Annotated in this window: 19 protein-coding genes; 8 read left to right on the top strand and 11 right to left on the bottom strand. The window is 67.6% G+C overall.

Annotated features, from left to right (window positions below; translation table 11 throughout):
- Both AB1346_08325 and AB1346_08320 read left to right on the top strand, forming a co-directional pair.
- Window positions 1-909 (top strand): NmrA family NAD(P)-binding protein (locus AB1346_08325; protein ID MEW6720440.1); only part of this gene is annotated, 909 nt, incomplete at its 5' end.
- A 223-nt stretch (window positions 910-1,132) separates the two neighbouring features.
- Window positions 1,133-2,017 (top strand): NmrA/HSCARG family protein, encoded by an 885-nt coding sequence (locus AB1346_08320; protein MEW6720439.1) that lies wholly within the window; start codon window positions 1,133-1,135, stop codon window positions 2,015-2,017.
- 45 nt (window positions 2,018-2,062) lie between these two features.
- On the opposite strand, the gene AB1346_08315 is transcribed toward AB1346_08320, so the two are convergent.
- From AB1346_08315 to AB1346_08285, 7 genes are all read right to left on the bottom strand, one after another.
- On the bottom strand, window positions 2,063-3,253 hold the full coding sequence (locus tag AB1346_08315; protein ID MEW6720438.1) for an aminotransferase class I/II-fold pyridoxal phosphate-dependent enzyme: 1,191 nt from the start codon (window positions 3,251-3,253) through the stop codon (window positions 2,063-2,065).
- 98 nt (window positions 3,254-3,351) lie between these two features.
- A complete protein-coding gene (locus tag AB1346_08310) occupies window positions 3,352-3,570 on the bottom strand; it encodes a DUF2795 domain-containing protein (protein MEW6720437.1) in 219 nt (72 codons plus the stop codon).
- Window positions 3,571-3,586: 16 nt separating this feature from the next.
- Complete coding sequence (locus AB1346_08305; protein MEW6720436.1) at window positions 3,587-4,510, bottom strand: dienelactone hydrolase family protein; 924 nt, start codon at window positions 4,508-4,510, stop codon at window positions 3,587-3,589.
- 7 nt (window positions 4,511-4,517) lie between these two features.
- Window positions 4,518-5,819: an NCS2 family permease gene (locus AB1346_08300; protein ID MEW6720435.1), complete on the bottom strand. Its 1,302-nt coding sequence runs from the start codon at window positions 5,817-5,819 to the stop codon at window positions 4,518-4,520.
- Window positions 5,820-5,838: 19 nt separating this feature from the next.
- Window positions 5,839-6,603: a SagB/ThcOx family dehydrogenase gene (locus tag AB1346_08295; GenBank protein MEW6720434.1), complete on the bottom strand. Its 765-nt coding sequence runs from the start codon at window positions 6,601-6,603 to the stop codon at window positions 5,839-5,841.
- A gap of 3 nt (window positions 6,604-6,606) precedes the next feature.
- Window positions 6,607-7,320: an NAD(P)-binding protein gene (locus tag AB1346_08290; protein MEW6720433.1), complete on the bottom strand. Its 714-nt coding sequence runs from the start codon at window positions 7,318-7,320 to the stop codon at window positions 6,607-6,609.
- A gap of 59 nt (window positions 7,321-7,379) precedes the next feature.
- Complete coding sequence (locus AB1346_08285) at window positions 7,380-7,580, bottom strand: dodecin family protein (protein ID MEW6720432.1); 201 nt, start codon at window positions 7,578-7,580, stop codon at window positions 7,380-7,382.
- Window positions 7,581-7,698: 118 nt separating this feature from the next.
- On the opposite strand from AB1346_08285, the gene AB1346_08280 reads away from it, so the two are divergent.
- The 4 genes from AB1346_08280 (at window position 7,699) to AB1346_08265 (ending at window position 11,761) form a co-directional block, all read left to right on the top strand.
- Window positions 7,699-8,727: an alpha-hydroxy-acid oxidizing protein gene (locus AB1346_08280; GenBank protein ID MEW6720431.1), complete on the top strand. Its 1,029-nt coding sequence runs from the start codon at window positions 7,699-7,701 to the stop codon at window positions 8,725-8,727.
- 106 nt (window positions 8,728-8,833) lie between these two features.
- Entirely contained in the window at window positions 8,834-10,450 is a 1,617-nt protein-coding gene (pckA, locus tag AB1346_08275; GenBank protein ID MEW6720430.1) for a phosphoenolpyruvate carboxykinase (ATP), read from the top strand.
- 73 nt (window positions 10,451-10,523) lie between these two features.
- A complete protein-coding gene (locus AB1346_08270) occupies window positions 10,524-11,183 on the top strand; it encodes a hypothetical protein (GenBank protein ID MEW6720429.1) in 660 nt (219 codons plus the stop codon).
- The gene (locus AB1346_08265) at window positions 11,180-11,761 is read left to right on the top strand and encodes an isoprenylcysteine carboxylmethyltransferase family protein (GenBank protein ID MEW6720428.1); all 582 of its coding nucleotides are present in this window, start codon (window positions 11,180-11,182) and stop codon (window positions 11,759-11,761) included. The genes AB1346_08270 and AB1346_08265 overlap by 4 nt, the downstream gene beginning before the upstream one ends.
- Before the next feature lie 8 nt (window positions 11,762-11,769).
- Here AB1346_08265 and AB1346_08260 read toward each other — a convergent pair whose 3' ends face one another.
- The 4 genes from AB1346_08260 to AB1346_08245 all read right to left on the bottom strand — a co-directional run bounded on the left by AB1346_08260 (window position 11,770) and on the right by AB1346_08245 (window position 13,971).
- Window positions 11,770-12,339, bottom strand: coding sequence for a DUF3106 domain-containing protein (locus tag AB1346_08260; protein ID MEW6720427.1), 570 nt, complete (start codon window positions 12,337-12,339; stop codon window positions 11,770-11,772).
- Window positions 12,336-12,953, bottom strand: a complete 618-nt coding sequence (locus AB1346_08255; protein MEW6720426.1) for an anti-sigma factor — start codon at window positions 12,951-12,953, stop codon at window positions 12,336-12,338. The genes AB1346_08260 and AB1346_08255 overlap by 4 nt, the downstream gene beginning before the upstream one ends.
- A 49-nt stretch (window positions 12,954-13,002) precedes the next feature.
- Window positions 13,003-13,578 carry an RNA polymerase sigma factor gene (locus tag AB1346_08250; GenBank protein MEW6720425.1) on the bottom strand — a complete coding sequence of 192 codons (576 nt, stop codon included), beginning with the start codon at window positions 13,576-13,578 and terminating at the stop codon, window positions 13,003-13,005.
- 66 nt (window positions 13,579-13,644) lie between these two features.
- Window positions 13,645-13,971 carry a hypothetical protein gene (locus AB1346_08245; GenBank protein ID MEW6720424.1) on the bottom strand — a complete coding sequence of 109 codons (327 nt, stop codon included), beginning with the start codon at window positions 13,969-13,971 and terminating at the stop codon, window positions 13,645-13,647.
- A 141-nt stretch (window positions 13,972-14,112) separates the two neighbouring features.
- Here AB1346_08245 and AB1346_08240 point away from each other — a divergent pair, with 141 nt between their 5' ends.
- Window positions 14,113-14,952, top strand: coding sequence for a DMT family transporter (locus AB1346_08240; GenBank protein MEW6720423.1), 840 nt, complete (start codon window positions 14,113-14,115; stop codon window positions 14,950-14,952).
- Between the two features lie 78 nt (window positions 14,953-15,030).
- Window positions 15,031-15,928, top strand: an 898-nt coding sequence (locus AB1346_08235; GenBank protein MEW6720422.1) for a hypothetical protein, incomplete at its 3' end; no start/stop codon positions are given.

Here is a 15,928-nt window from a genome sequence, read left to right as displayed (position 1 = left end):
CAGGAAACCCCGGGTTACCAGACCATCGAGGAAAGCACCTACGACAACTGGAAGGCCTCGAAGGATCAGGTGAATTGCCGGGAGCACGTGGACAGGGGCGGCGCCGTGGACTACGGTCCTTCCGCCGTCGTGCGTCCCATCGGTTTCGGGAAACGGTCGGCCGAAGCCCCGTGCGTGGATACGGGGACCGCGGCATACGTCAAGTTCGATCGTTCCTTCGACAAGAAGGAGCACCTGGACAGCGCATTCGAAGGGGTCGACGGGCTCCTGGTTCTCGGGTGTTGCCCGACGAAGGATATCAGCGATACCGCGAAGATGCTGTTCGACGCCGCCAGGGAGAAGGGGATCGGGCACGTGGTGTGCCTGTCGCCGCAGGGCGCCTCGAAGAAGACCGGCGTGTTACACATGGACTCCATGTGTGACATGGAGGAGCACCTTCGGAACTGCGGCCTTTCCTATACGATCCTGCGGCCCGCGCTCTGCATGGAATATTTCCTCTCCGACGAGTCGCTCTGCTCTCTCCGCGAAGGGTGTCTGGAGATGCCGCTGTCGCCGGATCGCCCGGTCGACCTGGTTTCGGCGGCAGACGTCGGTCACGTCGTGGCGGAGGCCTTCCTGGTTTCCAAGAAGCTGAACGGGAAGGAGATCGACCTGGTCGCGGATCGGTTGTCCATGATCGAGATCGCTTCGGCGCTGGGCCGGACCTTCTCGAAGCAGGTCGAGTGCCGGAAGGCCGATGGCCCCATGAACGACTATTTCCGGTGGATGGAGGAGAACGCCATCCACGGGGACATCGGTCGGGTCTCCGAATTCCTGAACCGGTTCAATATCCATCTGACCACCTTCCGGGACTACCTCCTGGAAACGAAGGACACGGTTTCCTTCGAAAAGTTCGCCAAGGCTGCCTGACCTTCGCGCGGGGAGGGGCGCCGTCCCCTCCCCGTTTTTCCGAAACGCTTCCTCCGAAAAAAGGGAATGCGCGCCCGGGGTTACTTTTCCGGGCGGAGCAGCGCCCCGGAAAATCGTCCCGGAGGGGGGAACGGACCGGAGAGCCGGGAAATATAATTGACTGAGGAAGCGGTCAATCCGTAGCCATCGAAACATGTTCCACGCAGACAGGAGGACGGCAGCAATGACGATACAGGGCACGAAAAAGGTCCTCGTTGCGGGGATCTGTGAACACCTGGGAGGGGCATTCGTACCCAAGCTGCAATCCGAAGGACATGGCGTCCGGGTCCTGACGGATCACCCGGACAAACATAAGGGACTGGCGACGACCGGAGTCGAGGTGGCACAGGGATCCGCCTGCAGCGCGCAGGACCTGCTCAAGGCCCTCGACGGGTGCAACGCGGCCTGCCTGATGGGGGTGCCCCATGAGGAGGAGCCGGCGAGGGAGGCGGAGTGCGGGAAGGCGACGATCGATGCCTGCCGGACGAAGGGCATCGCGCACTTCGTGTACGTTTCGGTCTGCTGCGCCGACAAGAAGACGGGCGTTCCCCACTTCGACGCGAAATGCGAGGCCGAGGAGTACCTGAAGCGGTCCGGGCTTTCCTATACGATCCTGCGCCCGACCTGGTACATGGAGAACTTCGTCTCGAAACGGTTCCTCCCCTCGATCGAGAAAGGGGTCCTTTGCACGCCGCTGCGCCCCGAGCGTACGCTGGAGCTGATCTCGGCGGCGGACGTCGGGAGGGTCGTCGCGGAGGCATGCACGGTTCCGGACAAGTTCAACGGGCGCGAGATCGACCTCGCGGCGGACCGGCTGACGATGGAGGAGATCGCGCAGGAGATCTCACGGGTCATGCCGGGGAAGGTCGCTTACGATCAGATGTCCGAATCCGACGCCGCCAGGGACATGAGCCCGCACATGGTGTCGATGTTCCAGTGGTTGGATCGGCACGGCTACACGGCCGACATCAACCAGGCGAGGGAGCTGCTCCACCGGTACGGGATCGCCCTGACCTCGTTCCGGGATTTCCTCGACCGATGCAAAGGCGAAATCCGCAAGGCCGCCTGAGCGCGAACCGGGGGAGGGAACGGCGTTCCCTCCCCCTTTTTTCTTTCAGAAGACCTCTTTCCAGCAATGATGGAACCGCTCCCACATCACCTTGTCGCTCCCCGTGTATCCGATGCTCAGCCGCAGCAGGCCGGGGGAGAGGCGCATCTTCGCCTGCTCCTCGGCCGGGATCTCGCTGGAGGTGGTCATGGCGGGGCAGCTCATCAGGGTCCGGGAGAACCCGAGCGATACGGCGTACAGCCCGAATTTCTCCCCCTGCAGCCGCGCCGACAGGGCGAAGGCCTTCTCGCGCGCGCCGCAGTCGATCGTCACCATCCCGCCGAAGCCGTACTCCGGGTGCATCATCCGCTTCATCAGCTCGTGCTGCGGGTGGCTCTTCAGCCCCGGGTAAATCACGGGAACCCCGGCTTCCTCCATCTTCGACGCCAGATATCCGGCGGAGCGGGAATGGGCCGCCATCCGGATCGGCAGGTGGTCCAGGCGCATATACAGCTTATGGGCGACCTGCGCGTCCATCACCGGCCCGGTCAGCATCGCGATGCCGTGGTTGATGTCGACCAGCTCCTCGATGAACTTCGCCTTTCCCACGATCGCGCCGGCGATCAGGTCGCTCATGCCCGAGATGTACTTGGTGCAGGAGTGGACGACCACGTCGGCGCCGTAGCGGGCGGGCGAGACCAGGGCGGGGGTGAAGGTGTTGTCCACGACGAATTTCGCGCCCCGCTCCTTCGCCAGCTTCCCCAGCGCCTTGAGGTCGCTGATCCCGAGGAGCGGGTTGCTCATCGTTTCCGTGTACAGGACCTTCGTGTCCGGCTCCATCGCCGCCTCGAAGGCGGAGACGTCGTCGGGGTCCACGAGGGTCACGCGGATCCCGCGGCGCGGGAAGACGCTCGTGAACAGGGCGTACGTGCCGCCGTAGATCGTGCGGGACGAGACGATGTGCCCCCCGTCCGGAAGGAGCTGCTCCAGCGCGCACGCGATCGCCGCCATGCCGCTCGACACGCCCAGCGCCGCCTCCATCCCCTCCATCGCCGCGAGCTTCTTCCCGAAGGCGGCCACGGTGGGGTTCGCGTGCCGGCTGTAGAGGTACCTGCCGGGCAGCGTCCCGTGGAACGCGCTCTCCATGTCCGCCGGTTCCAGGAAGGTGCTGGTCGCCGCCAGGTCGACGACGGGAACGACGCCGCCCTCCTCGCCGAAATGCTGCACGTCGCGGATGGCCTGCTTCACCTTGTCCATGGCAGCCTCCGTTTCCAAATGTGCGAATTCATTGCAGACGATGAAAAGCGCCCTCGGGAATTCCGTTCCCGGGGGCGCTCAAGGCTGGCCGGATGAAATCAGCCGGCTGTGCCGACCTGCTTCGTTACATCGGCAAGGCAGTCGTATACCCTGTCCTCGATCTTGTCCAGCCGGGCGAACACCAGCTCGTTGGCGCTGTGGTGCCTGGCGTACTCCATCAGGTCGCATTTCTCCGCGGGAAAATCGATCCCCCTGAGGCTGTAGGTGATGTCCTTGGCGGATCCGGTTTTCATGTCGAGGCAGTCTGCATATTCCATTGGATCCCTCCTGAGTTCATCTTGCTTCCACCGCTTGGGATGGCCGGACGACCGGGGGGGATTCGGGAATCCGGTCGGATGCCGTCGATCGTCGGGCGGGCGGCGGCAGGTGACGCTCGAGGAACTCCGGGACGCGCTCCAGGGCGTCGAGGCGGGCCGCCGGGTTTTCTCCGACGTGGGCCGAGCCGCCAGGCGCCAGGGCCAGTCCCTCGCGGAGGCGCACCTTGCTCCCCGGCGAGTCGAATCCGTGGTGCGCCCCGGGATAGCTCTTCACCTCGACGGCTTCCCCCCGCATTCTCGCGTTGGTCACCGCGTCGGAACATGTTTCCGGCGGCGTCCAGTCGTCCGCGCCGCCGAAAAGCAGCAGCAGGGGGCCGGAGGGATCGAGGGTCTCCCTGCCGGACAACCGGCACGCGGGGTAGAGCGCCACTCCCGCGAAAAATCCCGCGCCGGGGGTCGTTCCGTCCCGCTCCATCGCCGCCAGGACCGTCAGCCCCCCCTGCGACCATCCCATCGCGGCAACCGCGTCCGGGCGCACGAACGGCAGCGACCGGAGCCAGGAAAGGGCGGCGTAGGCGTCCGCCCTCCGGTCCCTCCAGACCGTTATCGACCGGTTCTTCACCGTGCACACCTCGCGGATCCCCCTTGGCGTGAAGGAATCGACGTGCAGGGTGACGAAGCCGGCCGCGCGCATCGTCCCGTCCCATTGGATCTGGCGGGCGCTCAGCCGGCCGCTCTTCCCGTACATGCCGGCGCAGCCGTGCAGGAAGATCAGGGCCGGGAAGGGGCCGGGCCCGTCCGGCCTGGACAGGAGCGCGGCCAGGGGGGCTTTCGCCTCCGGCCCGGGGAAGCTGACCGGCTCGAGTATCGTGTCCGCGCCGACGGCTGTCGCCCGGAGGACCAGGGCGGCGACCAGAGCGGCAACCGGCGGGACTCCCATGACCGGCTTACGGGTAGGGGTAGTAGACATAGAAGGACAGCGACAGCAGCGCAAGGATCCACAGCCCCCGGGGAACCTCCCTCCAACGCCCGGCGAGGACCTTCAGCAGCGGATAGGAGATGATGCCGGCGGTCATCCCGACCCCGATGTTGTAGGAAAAGCTGATCAACGCGATCGTGAGGAAGCAGGGGATCAGCTCCGTGGGGTCCTTGAAGTCGATCCGGGCGATGGGGGGGATCATGTAGCTGCCGATGACCACGAGCACCGCCCCGTACGCCTGGGGCGGCACCGCCGTGAACAGGGGCGCAAGGAACATCGAAAGCAGGAAAAGCGCCGCGACGACGAGGGAGGTGAACCCGGTCCGCCCCCCTTCCTCGATCCCCGCCGCCGACTCGATGTACGCGCCCGTGGTGGTGGTCCCCAGGAGGGGGGCCGCCGTGGTCGCCAGCGCGTCCGCGAGCATAGGCTTCTCGATGTCGGGGAGGTTCCCCTTCGCGTCCAGCAGCCCCGCCCGCGCCGACAGCCCGATGAGCGTGCCCACCGTGTCCACGAACGCCATGACGAAGACGGTCAGGACCACGGGGAAGAAGCCCGGGGTGAGGGCCGTCCGAAGGTCGATCCGGAACAGGATGGGGGAGAGATCGGGCGGGAGGCCGACCCAGCGTTCCGGGACGGGCGTCGCCCGGAACAGGAACGAGAGGAACGTGGTGGCCAGCATCCCCAGGAGGATCGCCCCGGGGACCTTCCGCATCGACAGGAAGGCGATCGCGAAGAAGCAGAAGACGGTCAGCAGCGGAGCGGGCCCCGTCATGTCGCCGAGGGCGACCGGGGCGCCGGGAACGCCCAGCCGGACGATCCCGGTCTCGTTCAGCCCGATGAAGGTGAGGAAGAGGCCGATCCCCACGGCGAAGCTGAGCTTGAGATTCAGCGGGAGCGCCTCGGCGAGCCAGCTCCGGATCTTCAGGACCGTCAGGACCGTGAACAGCGCCCCGGCGACGAAGACGGCGCCCAGGGCGGCCTGCCAGGTGTACCCCATGGACTTGACCACCGTGAACGCGATGAAGGCGTTTTCGCCCATGTACGGCGCGATCGCGAAGGGGCGCTTCGCGTAGAGCGCCATCACGACCGTGCCGAAGGCGGCGGACAGGATCGTCGCGGTCGTGGAAGGCCCTTTCGGGATGCCGGCCGCTTCCAGCACGGCCGGGTTGACGACGATGATGTACGCCATCGTCAGGAAGGTCGTGATCCCCGCAAGGATCTCCTTCCGGTAGCCGGTGCCGTGCCGCTCGAATTCGAAATATCCGTCGATCGCCGGCCTCCCTCCCCGATCACGCCGGCCCGGCGCGCCGCCCGACCGGGGCGAGGTAGAGGACGAACTCGTTCATCCCGTCGAGCCCCAGGAGCGCGTCAAGAGCCTCCTGGTCGTAGGCCGCGACCGCGCACGCCCCCGCCCCGATCGCCTCGGCGCAGAGGTACAGGTTCTGGCAGACATGGCCCGCGTCCAGCAGGAGGACGCGGTGCGCCGCGGCCCCGTACCGCCATTCCATCCGTGCCGGGAAAACGCTCCAGAAGAACGTGACGGCGCCCTGCGCGACGAACCGCTGGCCGAGACACGCCCCGACGATTTTACCGGCCAGGCCGGGCTCCGCGAATTCGTGCAGGAGGGCGTGCGAAAGCGGCAGGTAGCGGTAGATCCCTTCCTCGAGCGACGCGATCTTCCGGCAATAGAGGTACGTCTCGAACGCGTGCCGCGCGCCGGCGGACGGTACCGTCCGGAACGTCGCGACGTCGCCGTCCCGGCGGAGGACGCCCTGGGTTCCCCACAGCAGGAACGCCAGCTCCTCGATGGAGAGATACTCGTCGGCGAAGCGCCGCACGCTCCTGCGCTTCCGGAGGAGCGGGAGGAGCCCCGCCGCGCAGAGCGCGTCGAACCGCTCGGGTCCCGGCAGGGCGATCGTCCGCGCATCCGGGGGGACGGGCTTCTGGAGCGGAGGCGGAGGGAGCCCGCGGGCATGGTCCGTGGCCTCCCAGTCGATCGTCCCCCGGATGGAGTCCTTCAGCCAGCGGCGGTGGGAGCGGATCCGGTCGTCCATTTGTCAGGCGTTGTACTTCTCGATCATCCTTCCCACCATCAGCCCGCCCTCGTGCTCCGGGATGATCACCTCGTCCGCGCCGGAATTCCGCATGGCCTGGGCGTACCGGTGGTGCCCCGCCCGGGTGATGATCCGCAGCTTCGGGTTCATCGCCTTCGCCGTCACCGTGATGTAGAGGTTGTCCGCGTCGTTGTCGATCACGACGCAGATCCCCCGCGCCCGCAGGATCCCCGCGGTCCGCAGCGTGTCCTGCCGCTTCGAGTCCCCGTGGACGACGGGGATCCCCTCCTGGAGGAGCTGGTGGTATCTCCCCTCGTTCACCTCGATGAGGACGTAGGGGATCTTCAGGCGCTCGAGCTGATCGACGACCGTGCGCCCCACCTGGCCGTATCCGCAGATGATGAAGTGGTCCCGGATCTTCTCCAGGGTCGCGTCGTTGACCATGAATTTCCACGCCTCCCTTCCCTGCTTCCGAAAGATGGTGACGAGGACCCGCTCCGCGAGCCAGATCTGGAAGGCCATGACCCCCAGGTAGACCACCAGGGAGAGGACCTTCGTCGGGTCCCGGACCTTGTCGTAATGGATCGCGTGGGGGTGGAAGATCCAGAAGAGGGCGTCCAGCGGCTCCAGCCGCTCCAGGCGCGAATAGGAGAGGACGCACAGCAGCAGGAACGCGGCGAAGCTCGCGACGGGGAGCCAAAGCCGCCGCAGAAACATGATCAGCACACCGCCCGACAGCCCCCGGATGGCAGTACCCTCCCCGTCGCGTTTTCCGGCTACTTCAAGAGGAACGTCACCTTCATCCGGACCCGGTACTCCACGATCTTCCCGCCGCTTACGACGACCTCCTGGTCCTGGATCCACGCGCCCTGGATGTCCTGGACGGTCGAGGTGGCGCGGGCGATTCCCGCCTCGATCGCATCCTGGAAGGTTTTCGGGGAGGTTGCCGTGATCTCGATCACCTTCGCTACGGACATGACGGCCTCCTTTCGGTTCGGGAGTTGACCGCCGGGAGACGCCGTTCTTTTGTCCATCATAGGAAAGATCGCCGCGACCGGGTAGACTTTTTCCATAAAACATTGCGGGAGGGCAGACATGGACTGGGACGGGATCCGCGGGATCGCACGGGAAAAGTTCCACGGGGTCTGCCGGGTCTGCCCCCGATGCAACGGCAGGGCCTGCGCGGGGGAGATGCCGGGGATCGGCGGCGCGGGAACGGGATCGTCCTTCATCGCCAACTTCGACGCCCTGGCTTCGGTGAAGCTGAACATGACGTCGATCCACGGGGCCTCCTCCCCCGATACCGGGTACGACTTCTTCGGCACGGCTCTCAAGATGCCGATCCTGCCGGCGCCGCTGGCCGGGATGAAGATGAACATGGGCGACGCGATGGAGGAGCGGGATTTCGTGGCCGCCATGGTCGGCGGCGCGGCGGACGCAGGCTCGATCTCCTTCACCGCCGACGGCCCGGCGCCCCTGTTCTTCGGGCTGGGGCTCGAGCTCCTCGGCGAGTTCGGGGGACGTTGCGTCCCGGCCATCAAGCCGCGCCGGGAGGAGATCTTCCTCGAGATGGTCGGGAAGGCGAAGGACCGCGGAGCCGCCGTCGTCGCCACGGACATCGACGCCGCCGGGATCGTCCACATGAGGCGGGCCGGCCAGCCGGCGGGCCCCTGGCCGGAAGCGGCGTGGAGGCAGACGATCTCCCGGGCCGGCGTGCCCGTGATCCTCAAGGGCGTCATGACCGTCCGGGACGCGGAAGCGGCGGTCCGGGCGGGCGCCGCGGGGATCGTCGTGTCCAACCACGGCGGACGGGTGCTGGACCACACGCCGGGGACGGCGGAGGTGCTGCCGGAGATCGCCGCGGCCGTGAAGGGGAGGATCCGGGTCTTCGCGGACGGCGGCGTCCGCAGCGGGGAGGACGTCCTCAAGATGCTGGCGCTGGGGGCGGAGGCCGTCCTGGTCGGGCGCCCCGTGGCGACGGCGGCGGTCGGCGGCGGGCGGGAGGGGGTGGCGTTCCTGCTGAACCGGTACGCGGAGCAGCTTCGCACGGCGATGATGTACGCCGGCTGCGCCACCCTTGCGGAGATTTCCCCCGGAGCGATACGACGGGCGAAGAACTCTTGACGCTCCAGCCTTGACAGTGGATGTCCGGCCGCCCCATGTGGTAAGTTACGCGCTTATGTATCGTTAAAACGCCATTTGATCCGGGACGGCCGGAGAGGAGGAGGCGGTGCTGCGCAGAACGAGCGGGAACCGGGCGGACGATCTTTCCGGAGTGGGCATCGAAAAGGCGGAGGCGGTGTGGTGGAACCTTTCCGCTTCCGCCCTGATCGAGCAGGCGCTGCGGCGCCGCGAGGGGCATATGACGGCCTCCGGGGCGCTGGTCGTCCGGACCGGCGAATACACCGGCCGGTCTCCGAACGACCGCTTCTTCGTCCGGGAGTCCGGCAGCGAGGGCGCGATCGACTGGGGAAAGATCAACGTGGCCTTCGGGGAGGAGAAGTACGAGGCGATCCGGGCCAGGATGCTCGCCTATTTCGAGGGGCGCGACATCTTCGTCCTGGACTGCAACGTCGGGGCCGATCCGGAGCATCGGCTGCCGATCCGGATCGTCAGCGAGTACGCGTGGCAGAGCCTGTTCTCCCGGTACATGTTCCGCCCCATCGCGGACCCGCAGGAGCTCATGGGCCACGTCCCCGGCTTCACGGTGATCTGCGCGCCGGGATTCCACTCCCGCCCCGAGATGGACGGCACCCGCAGCGAGGTGTTCATCCTGATCCACTTCGGCCGGAAGGAAGTGCTGATCGGCGGCTCCCTGTACGCCGGGGAGATCAAGAAGTCGATCTTCACCGTGATGAACTTCCTCCTTCCCGCCCGCGGCGTCCTGCCGATGCACTGCTCCGCGAACTTCGGCGCCGACGAGAAGGACGTGGCGGTCCTCTTCGGCCTCTCGGGGACGGGGAAGACGACGCTCTCCGCCGACCCTTCCCGCACGCTGGTGGGGGACGACGAGCATGGCTGGAGCGACCACGGGGTGTTCAACTTCGAGGGCGGCTGCTACGCGAAGGTGATCCGCCTTTCGGCGGAAATGGAGCCGGAAATCTACCGGACGACCCAGACGTTCGGCACGATCCTCGAGAACGTGCGGATGGACACCGAGTCGCGCCGGATCGACCTCAACGACGACCATCTCACGGAGAACACCCGCGCCTCCTACCCGCTCTCCTACATCCCGAGGGCCGCCGTCCACGGCTCGGTGGGGCATCCGAAGCACATCGTGATGCTGGCCGCGGACGCGTTCGGCGTCCTGCCGCCGATCGCGTCGATGTCGACGGACCAGGCGATGTACCACTTCCTTTCGGGATACACCGCGAAGGTCGCGGGGACCGAGCGGGGGCTCCGAAGCCCCCAGGCCACTTTCAGCGCCTGCTTCGGCGCCCCTTTCATGTCGCTCCACCCGTCCGTGTACGCGCGGCTCCTGGGCGAGAAGATCGCGGCGCACCGGGTGAACGTGTGGCTGGTGAACACGGGATGGACCGGCGGCCCTTACGGTATCGGCCGCAGGGTGAGCATCGACCACACCCGGGCCATGCTGCGGGCCGCGCTCTCGGGGAAGCTGGAAGGCGTGGAGATGCGCAGGGACCCGTTCTTCGGCCTGATGGTTCCGGCGCGCTGCCCGGAGGTGCCCGCCGGAGTCCTGGACCCGAGGTCGGCCTGGGAGAACGGCGCCGCCTACGACGCGGCCGCGCGGAAGCTCGCCGGGATGTTCGCCGATAACTTCGAGCAGTACGCCGCCCACGTAACGCCGCAGGTCCGCGCCGCGGGAGTGCCCTGCGAGAGCAGGTAGCGCGGAGCGCCGGCAGCGCGGAGTTGATAAGATCGATCCCCGTGCGTAATATGGCTCAATGGAATCCCTTGGCATGCCGTTCGACCGCGAGGAGTTCGATCGTTCGGACCCCGAACTCCTCCAGGAGGGGCGCTGGGGGAACGCCGTCCTCTACCTGTTCCGGAGGGGAGAGGAAGCCTGGGTTGTGAAGGACTTCCGCCCCTGTCCCGGGATCGTGCGGCAGACCTGGGGGGCGTACATGGCCGGCAGGGAGCTGTCCGCCCTCCGGAAGCTGGACGGGATCCCGGGCTTTCCGCAGGACGCCTTCCGCCTGGACCGCTTCGCCATCGCGTACCGTTACATCGCCGGCACCGACATCGGGGAGGCGGACCAGGCGCTGCTGACCCCGGTATTCTTCGAAGCGCTCGATTCGCTCGTCTCGAAGATGCACGCGTGCGGCGTCGCCCACCTAGACATCCGGACCGGATCCAACGTCCTGGTGACGGAGCGCGGGAATCCGCTCATCCTCGATTTCCAGTCCCACCTCGGCCTGGAGGGGCTGCCGGCGTTTCTCCGCCGTTTCCTCGTCGCCGTGGACCGGTCCGGCGTCTACAAGCACTGGGCGCGCAGGTCTCCGGAGAGCCTCGGGAAGGAGCGCGCCGAGTTCCTCGAGCGGTTCAACGGGCTGCGGAAGTTCTGGATCCTGAAGGGGTACCTCGGGGTCAAGGCCGGAAAGGGGAGGGAGGGGGCATGAGCGGGGAGCCCGCCGGGGGGATCCACCGGCTGTTCAACCACCCGGGAGTCCGGGGATTCCTCCGGAAGATCCGGGTTCCGCTCGCGGTCGCCGCGGCCGTCCTGCTGCTTTACAAAGCGGACCCGGCCTGGTTCGTCCCCGCGCTTTGCGTGTCGCTGGCGGGGGAGCTCGTGCAGCTATGGTGTTTCGGGACGCTCCACAAGAAGGCGGAGCTCGCCGCGGACGGGCCGTACGCCGTGGTCAGGAATCCCATGTACCTCGGCCGGTTCTTCCTGATCCTCGGCGTCCTGATGCTCCTCGGCGCGCCGTGGATCCTGCCCGTCTTCACCGTCATCTACTATTTCTACATGGCCAACCGCGTGCGGCGGGAGGAGGCCACCCTGCGGGAGGTCTTCGGAAAGGAGTATGAAGCGTATTGCGCGGAGGTGCCCCGCTTCCTACCGACGGTCAGGCCGTTCCGGGGGAACCCGGTGCTGACCTTCCGGAGCGATCTGTTCCTGCGCAACCACGGGCACTGGAACCTTCTCTCCGTGGCCGTTTTCTACGCGATCGCCTGGGCCGCCATCCGCTGGCGGTAGCGGAAGGGTCAGCGGGCGGGGCGCTCGCCGGGAGAGGCGAAAAGGAACCACCGCAGCGATTCCCGCTCCTGCGTGGAGAGGCGGCGGTAGAAAGGCCATTCCTGCATCCGGACCTCCCGCTCGGCCGGAAGGAGCGCGCGCCATTCCCAGATCTTCCAACGGAGAAGCCGCCGCGGACCGGGGGGGAGAGTGCGCATCCGGACGAAGAATTTCCGGATCGTCTCCCGATCCCCGGGGCCCGCTTCCCGCAGCAGTTCCCGTCGTTCCCGCAGGTATGCCCGCCGCTCCCGGGGCAGGCTGCGCCAGAGGCGATCCCGTTCGAGGATCCGCTCCCGCCTCTCTTCGGGCATCTCCTTCCAGAGTCGGTACCGCTCCCGGATCCGCTCCCGCTCTTCCGCGGACATCGAATTCCAGCGCTCGATCTGTTCCGGCGTCGGCGCCCCGCGCGGGGCGGATGCGGCGATCCCCGCGGTGCGGCCCGCGCCTTCCGCCGGCCGGGCCGGTTCCGCCGCCGGGAGCAGCAGGGCGGCCAGGATCGCCCCGAGGGCGGGCAGGATGCGGAGCGTTCTCCTCGTCATGCGCCTTCCTCGGGGGCCAGCAGCTCCAGCGGCTCCGGATCTTCCCCGGCTTCGAACGCCTCGCCGGAAAGGACGTCCAGCAGGGCGATCATCTCCATCTCCTCCGCGGAAAGCCCGGGGGCGGCGGACGCGGTTTTTTCCGGCACGGCATCGGGAACGGCGCTTTCCGGGGTATCCCGTCGCGGGGTAGGCGCTTCGACGCGGGCCGTCGCCGGCGGCTCGATGCGGGCCGTCCCCTGGGTCTCGACGCGGGGAGCGTCCGGAGCCGTCGCGATGCGCTCAAGGACCGGCTCGCGGGAGGCGACGAGGAATAGCACGACCGCCGCTGCGGCCGCCAGCGGGACCGCCGCCCAATGCCACGGTCGGGCGAGCCGCCCCGCCTTCCGCGGAAGGGCGTTCTCCGCGTCGAGGCGCGCGAACACCGCGTCCCGGAAACCTTCCGACGGCTCGCAGCGCAATCGGAGGACGCCGTCCCCCAGCGCCCGCATCCGCGCCTCGAGGGCCCTGCACTCCGGACAGGCGGCGAGGTGCTCCCGGATGCGCGCCGTTTCCTCGGGCGCCGTCTCCCCGTCCACGTATGCGCTGATCGCTTCCCTCGCTCCGCGGCAGTCCATCGGATTCCTCCGCTTCGATCGTATTAACCCGAAATATCGGGAAAAGGTTTCACCGGACATCCTCCGAGAGGGCCCGCAGGAGCATCCCGCGTGCCCGGAAGATGCGCGTCTTCACCGCCTGCACCGTGATCTCCAGGACCGCGGCCGTTTCCTCGTAGGACAATCCGTCTCCGCGGTTCAGGACGAAGGCGGCGCGGTACCCTTCCGGAAGTCCGCGGAGGGCGGTCCGGAAACGCTCCGCGAGCTCGGCGCCCCACGCCGCCGTTTCGGGATTCCCGTCGGCGGGCGCGGGGAGCGGGATCCCTCCCGGCCCGTCGTCCGGATCGTCCGTGGACAGGACCGGGACCCTGTCCCCCTCCACCGCGGTGTCCCGCAGGAAATTCAGCGTGGCGCGGCGGGCGATCGTATACATCCATGTGGTGAATTTCGCGGTCGGGCGGTAAGCGGCGGCGGCCCGGGCGATCCGAAGGAAGATCTCCTGGGCCGCCTCTTCCGCTGAGGCAGCGTCGCCGGTCATCCGGTAAGCGAAGCGGACCACGGCCCGATGATGCCGCGAAAAGATCTCCTCGAAAGCCTCCCGGCTTCCGTCGCGGAACTGGGCCATCAGCTCTTCGTCGGTCCGCATGCGCCTCCCGGCAGGGGAGCCGGGGCCCCGCGGGACCCCGGCCCTAGTACGCCGCCGGATTCCGGACTATCTGGCAGTCTGCGCGTCGTGCTTCTGGCGGTAGATGCTCCGGCTCGCCCGGTTCTGCCGGTGCTTCAGGCGGGCGCGCTCCGCGGGCGTCACGACGCCGTCGGCCTTGGCCCGGTTCTCCGTCCGCTGGATCCCCGTCTGCTGCCGTTCGAGCCGGATGGTCTCTGCCGGCGTCAGCCGGCCGTCGGCCGTTCCCTGTCCGATCCGCTCCTGCTGGATCTGCTGCCGGCCGTCCACAACGGGCGTCTGCGGGTCCGCGAGCGCGGGCGAAACGGCGATCGCCGAGGCCATCGCGACGCAGCAAAGGGCTGTTTTCCAGTTCATGGAATTTTCCTCCTCAGGATTTTGGCGGCGTGACGCCGCGCTTTTCCCCTTGAAACCCCGGTTCCGGGAAAATGTTTCCGGGGCGGTCGCTCCACCGGCCCGCACGGAACGAGTATACTGCGGCCGGGAGAGGGGATCGCCATGGAGGAGGGACAGGTCGAACGGGACGACGGGGGGCGCGGACGGGCCATCGCCCTGCTGGTCCTGACCGCTGTCTGCTGGAGCTTCGGCGGCATCCTCATAAAATGGATCGAGTGGCACCCGATGGCGATCTCCGGGATGCGCAGCGCCATCGCCGCCCTGACCGTGCTGGCCCTGTTCCGGGGCGCGCGGCCCACCTGGTCCCGGCGGGAGATCGGCGGGGCCGTCGCCTACGCCGGGACGGTGACGCTCTTCGTCGTCGCCACCAAGCTGACCACCGCGGCCAACGCGATCCTCCTCCAGTACACCGCTCCGGTCCACGTCGCCCTGTTCGGTCCCTGGTTTCTCGGCGAGCCCTCGCGCCGGCGGGACGTGGTCTCGATCGCGGTCATCCTCTGCGGCATGGCGCTCTTCTTCATGGACCGGCTCACGGCGGCAGGGTTCTGGGGAAACATCGCCGCGCTGGCGAGCGGCGCCTGCTTCGGGTGGCTTACATTGTTCCTGCGCTCCCAGAAAGGCGGCTCGGGGATCGGCTCCGTCCTGTTGGGGAACCTCCTCGCGGCGGCCGTCGGGATCCCGTTCATGTTCGGCTCGATGCCCGACGCCCGAAGCTGGGCGGCGCTGCTCCTCCTCGGGACCGTCCAGATGGGGGTCCCGTACGTCCTCTTCTCGATCGCGGTCCGCCACGTGCCGGCCGTGACCGCGATCCTGGTGCCGATGATCGAGCCGGTGCTGAACCCCGTCTGGGTTCTCCTGCTCATGGGAGAGACGCCGGGACCGATGGCGGTCGCGGGGGGGATCGTCATTCTCGGCACGGTCGCGGTGCGGTGCGTCCGGTGAGGTAGATTTTCCCCTTGGAACGGCGCGGCGGGCCAATATAATCGATTTCGTAGGTCATACGACGGGGAGGAGACGCACATGACACGGAAGCTCCTGGTGTTTGCGGTCGTTCTTTTCACCGCGGGAGTCTGCCGGGCGGGATGGCTGGAAGACACCGTCACGAAGGCCGGCAAGAGGCTCGGCGAGCGGGCGATCAACGATACCGGCTCGGGCGCCTATAAAGGGGCCAAGGACACGGTGACGGGCGCGGACAAGAAGAAGGAGAGTGCCCCCGCGAACCGTCCGGCCCCGGGCAGGACGGGAGATCCCGGAATGACCGCCGGCGCTCCCCCCGCCGGGGCGCCCGCGGGGAGTCCCGCGGCGTCCGGGCGCGCGAACGCCCCCTCCGCCGCCGGCCCGCCGTCCGGCGAAATGTCCATCGAGCAGGCCGAAACCATCCTCTCGAAGTATGATTTCGTCCCCGGGGACAAGACGATCTACTCCGACGATTTCAGCGATACGGACGTCGGCGAGTTCCCCCGGAAGTGGACGCTGAGCGGCCCCAAGGACGGCGGCAACAATGCCGTCGAGGTGGTGGAGTCCGGCGGGAAGCGGTACCTCCGGAGCCAGCCCGCCCAGAAGGGGAAGGGCCAGAACGGCTCGACCCAGTATATCCGCCTCGACCAGAAGGGGGACCTGCCGGAGAAGTTCACGATCGAGTTCGAAGCCGTCTTCGCGAACACGGCCGCCAACCGCTACGAGAATTTCTATGTGCTGTACCTGCTCTCGAACGAGAAGCATTGGCCGTCCTCGTCCAAGCAGCCGGGCGTCCTCTACTTTTCCGGCACGCGCAGCCATTCGCAGAACACCGGGAACGAGCTGTCGCTGGTGGACGGGAAGCCGCACCGCGTCCAGGTCAGCGTCAACGGCACGTTCGTCAAGGCCTACGTGGACCAGCAGAGGGTGATCAACGATCCGGACGGGATCAAGCGCCCGG

This window comes from Thermodesulfobacteriota bacterium (genome assembly GCA_040758155.1).
Taxonomy (GTDB): Bacteria; Desulfobacterota; Deferrimicrobia; order Deferrimicrobiales; family Deferrimicrobiaceae; genus UBA2219.
Note: the sequence above shows the minus strand (reverse complement) of the source record. Positions and strands in the feature narration are given on the sequence as shown.

Coding starts and splice junctions, on each gene's coding strand:
- AB1346_08250 (MEW6720425.1), bottom strand. CDS start 13,578: ATGCGGACCGACGAAGAGCTGATGGCCCAGTTCCGCGACGGAAGCCGG.
- AB1346_08255 (MEW6720426.1), bottom strand. CDS start 12,953: ATGGACTGCCGCGGAGCGAGGGAAGCGATCAGCGCATACGTGGACGGG.
- AB1346_08245 (MEW6720424.1), bottom strand. CDS start 13,971: ATGAACTGGAAAACAGCCCTTTGCTGCGTCGCGATGGCCTCGGCGATC.
- AB1346_08305 (MEW6720436.1), bottom strand. CDS start 4,510: ATGGGAGTCCCGCCGGTTGCCGCTCTGGTCGCCGCCCTGGTCCTCCGG.
- AB1346_08265 (MEW6720428.1), top strand. CDS start 11,180: ATGAGCGGGGAGCCCGCCGGGGGGATCCACCGGCTGTTCAACCACCCG.
- AB1346_08240 (MEW6720423.1), top strand. CDS start 14,113: ATGGAGGAGGGACAGGTCGAACGGGACGACGGGGGGCGCGGACGGGCC.
- AB1346_08310 (MEW6720437.1), bottom strand. CDS start 3,570: ATGGAATATGCAGACTGCCTCGACATGAAAACCGGATCCGCCAAGGAC.
- AB1346_08315 (MEW6720438.1), bottom strand. CDS start 3,253: ATGGACAAGGTGAAGCAGGCCATCCGCGACGTGCAGCATTTCGGCGAG.
- AB1346_08280 (MEW6720431.1), top strand. CDS start 7,699: ATGGACTGGGACGGGATCCGCGGGATCGCACGGGAAAAGTTCCACGGG.
- AB1346_08270 (MEW6720429.1), top strand. CDS start 10,524: ATGCCGTTCGACCGCGAGGAGTTCGATCGTTCGGACCCCGAACTCCTC.
- AB1346_08285 (MEW6720432.1), bottom strand. CDS start 7,580: ATGTCCGTAGCGAAGGTGATCGAGATCACGGCAACCTCCCCGAAAACC.
- AB1346_08320 (MEW6720439.1), top strand. CDS start 1,133: ATGACGATACAGGGCACGAAAAAGGTCCTCGTTGCGGGGATCTGTGAA.
- AB1346_08290 (MEW6720433.1), bottom strand. CDS start 7,320: ATGTTTCTGCGGCGGCTTTGGCTCCCCGTCGCGAGCTTCGCCGCGTTC.
- AB1346_08295 (MEW6720434.1), bottom strand. CDS start 6,603: ATGGACGACCGGATCCGCTCCCACCGCCGCTGGCTGAAGGACTCCATC.
- AB1346_08260 (MEW6720427.1), bottom strand. CDS start 12,339: ATGACGAGGAGAACGCTCCGCATCCTGCCCGCCCTCGGGGCGATCCTG.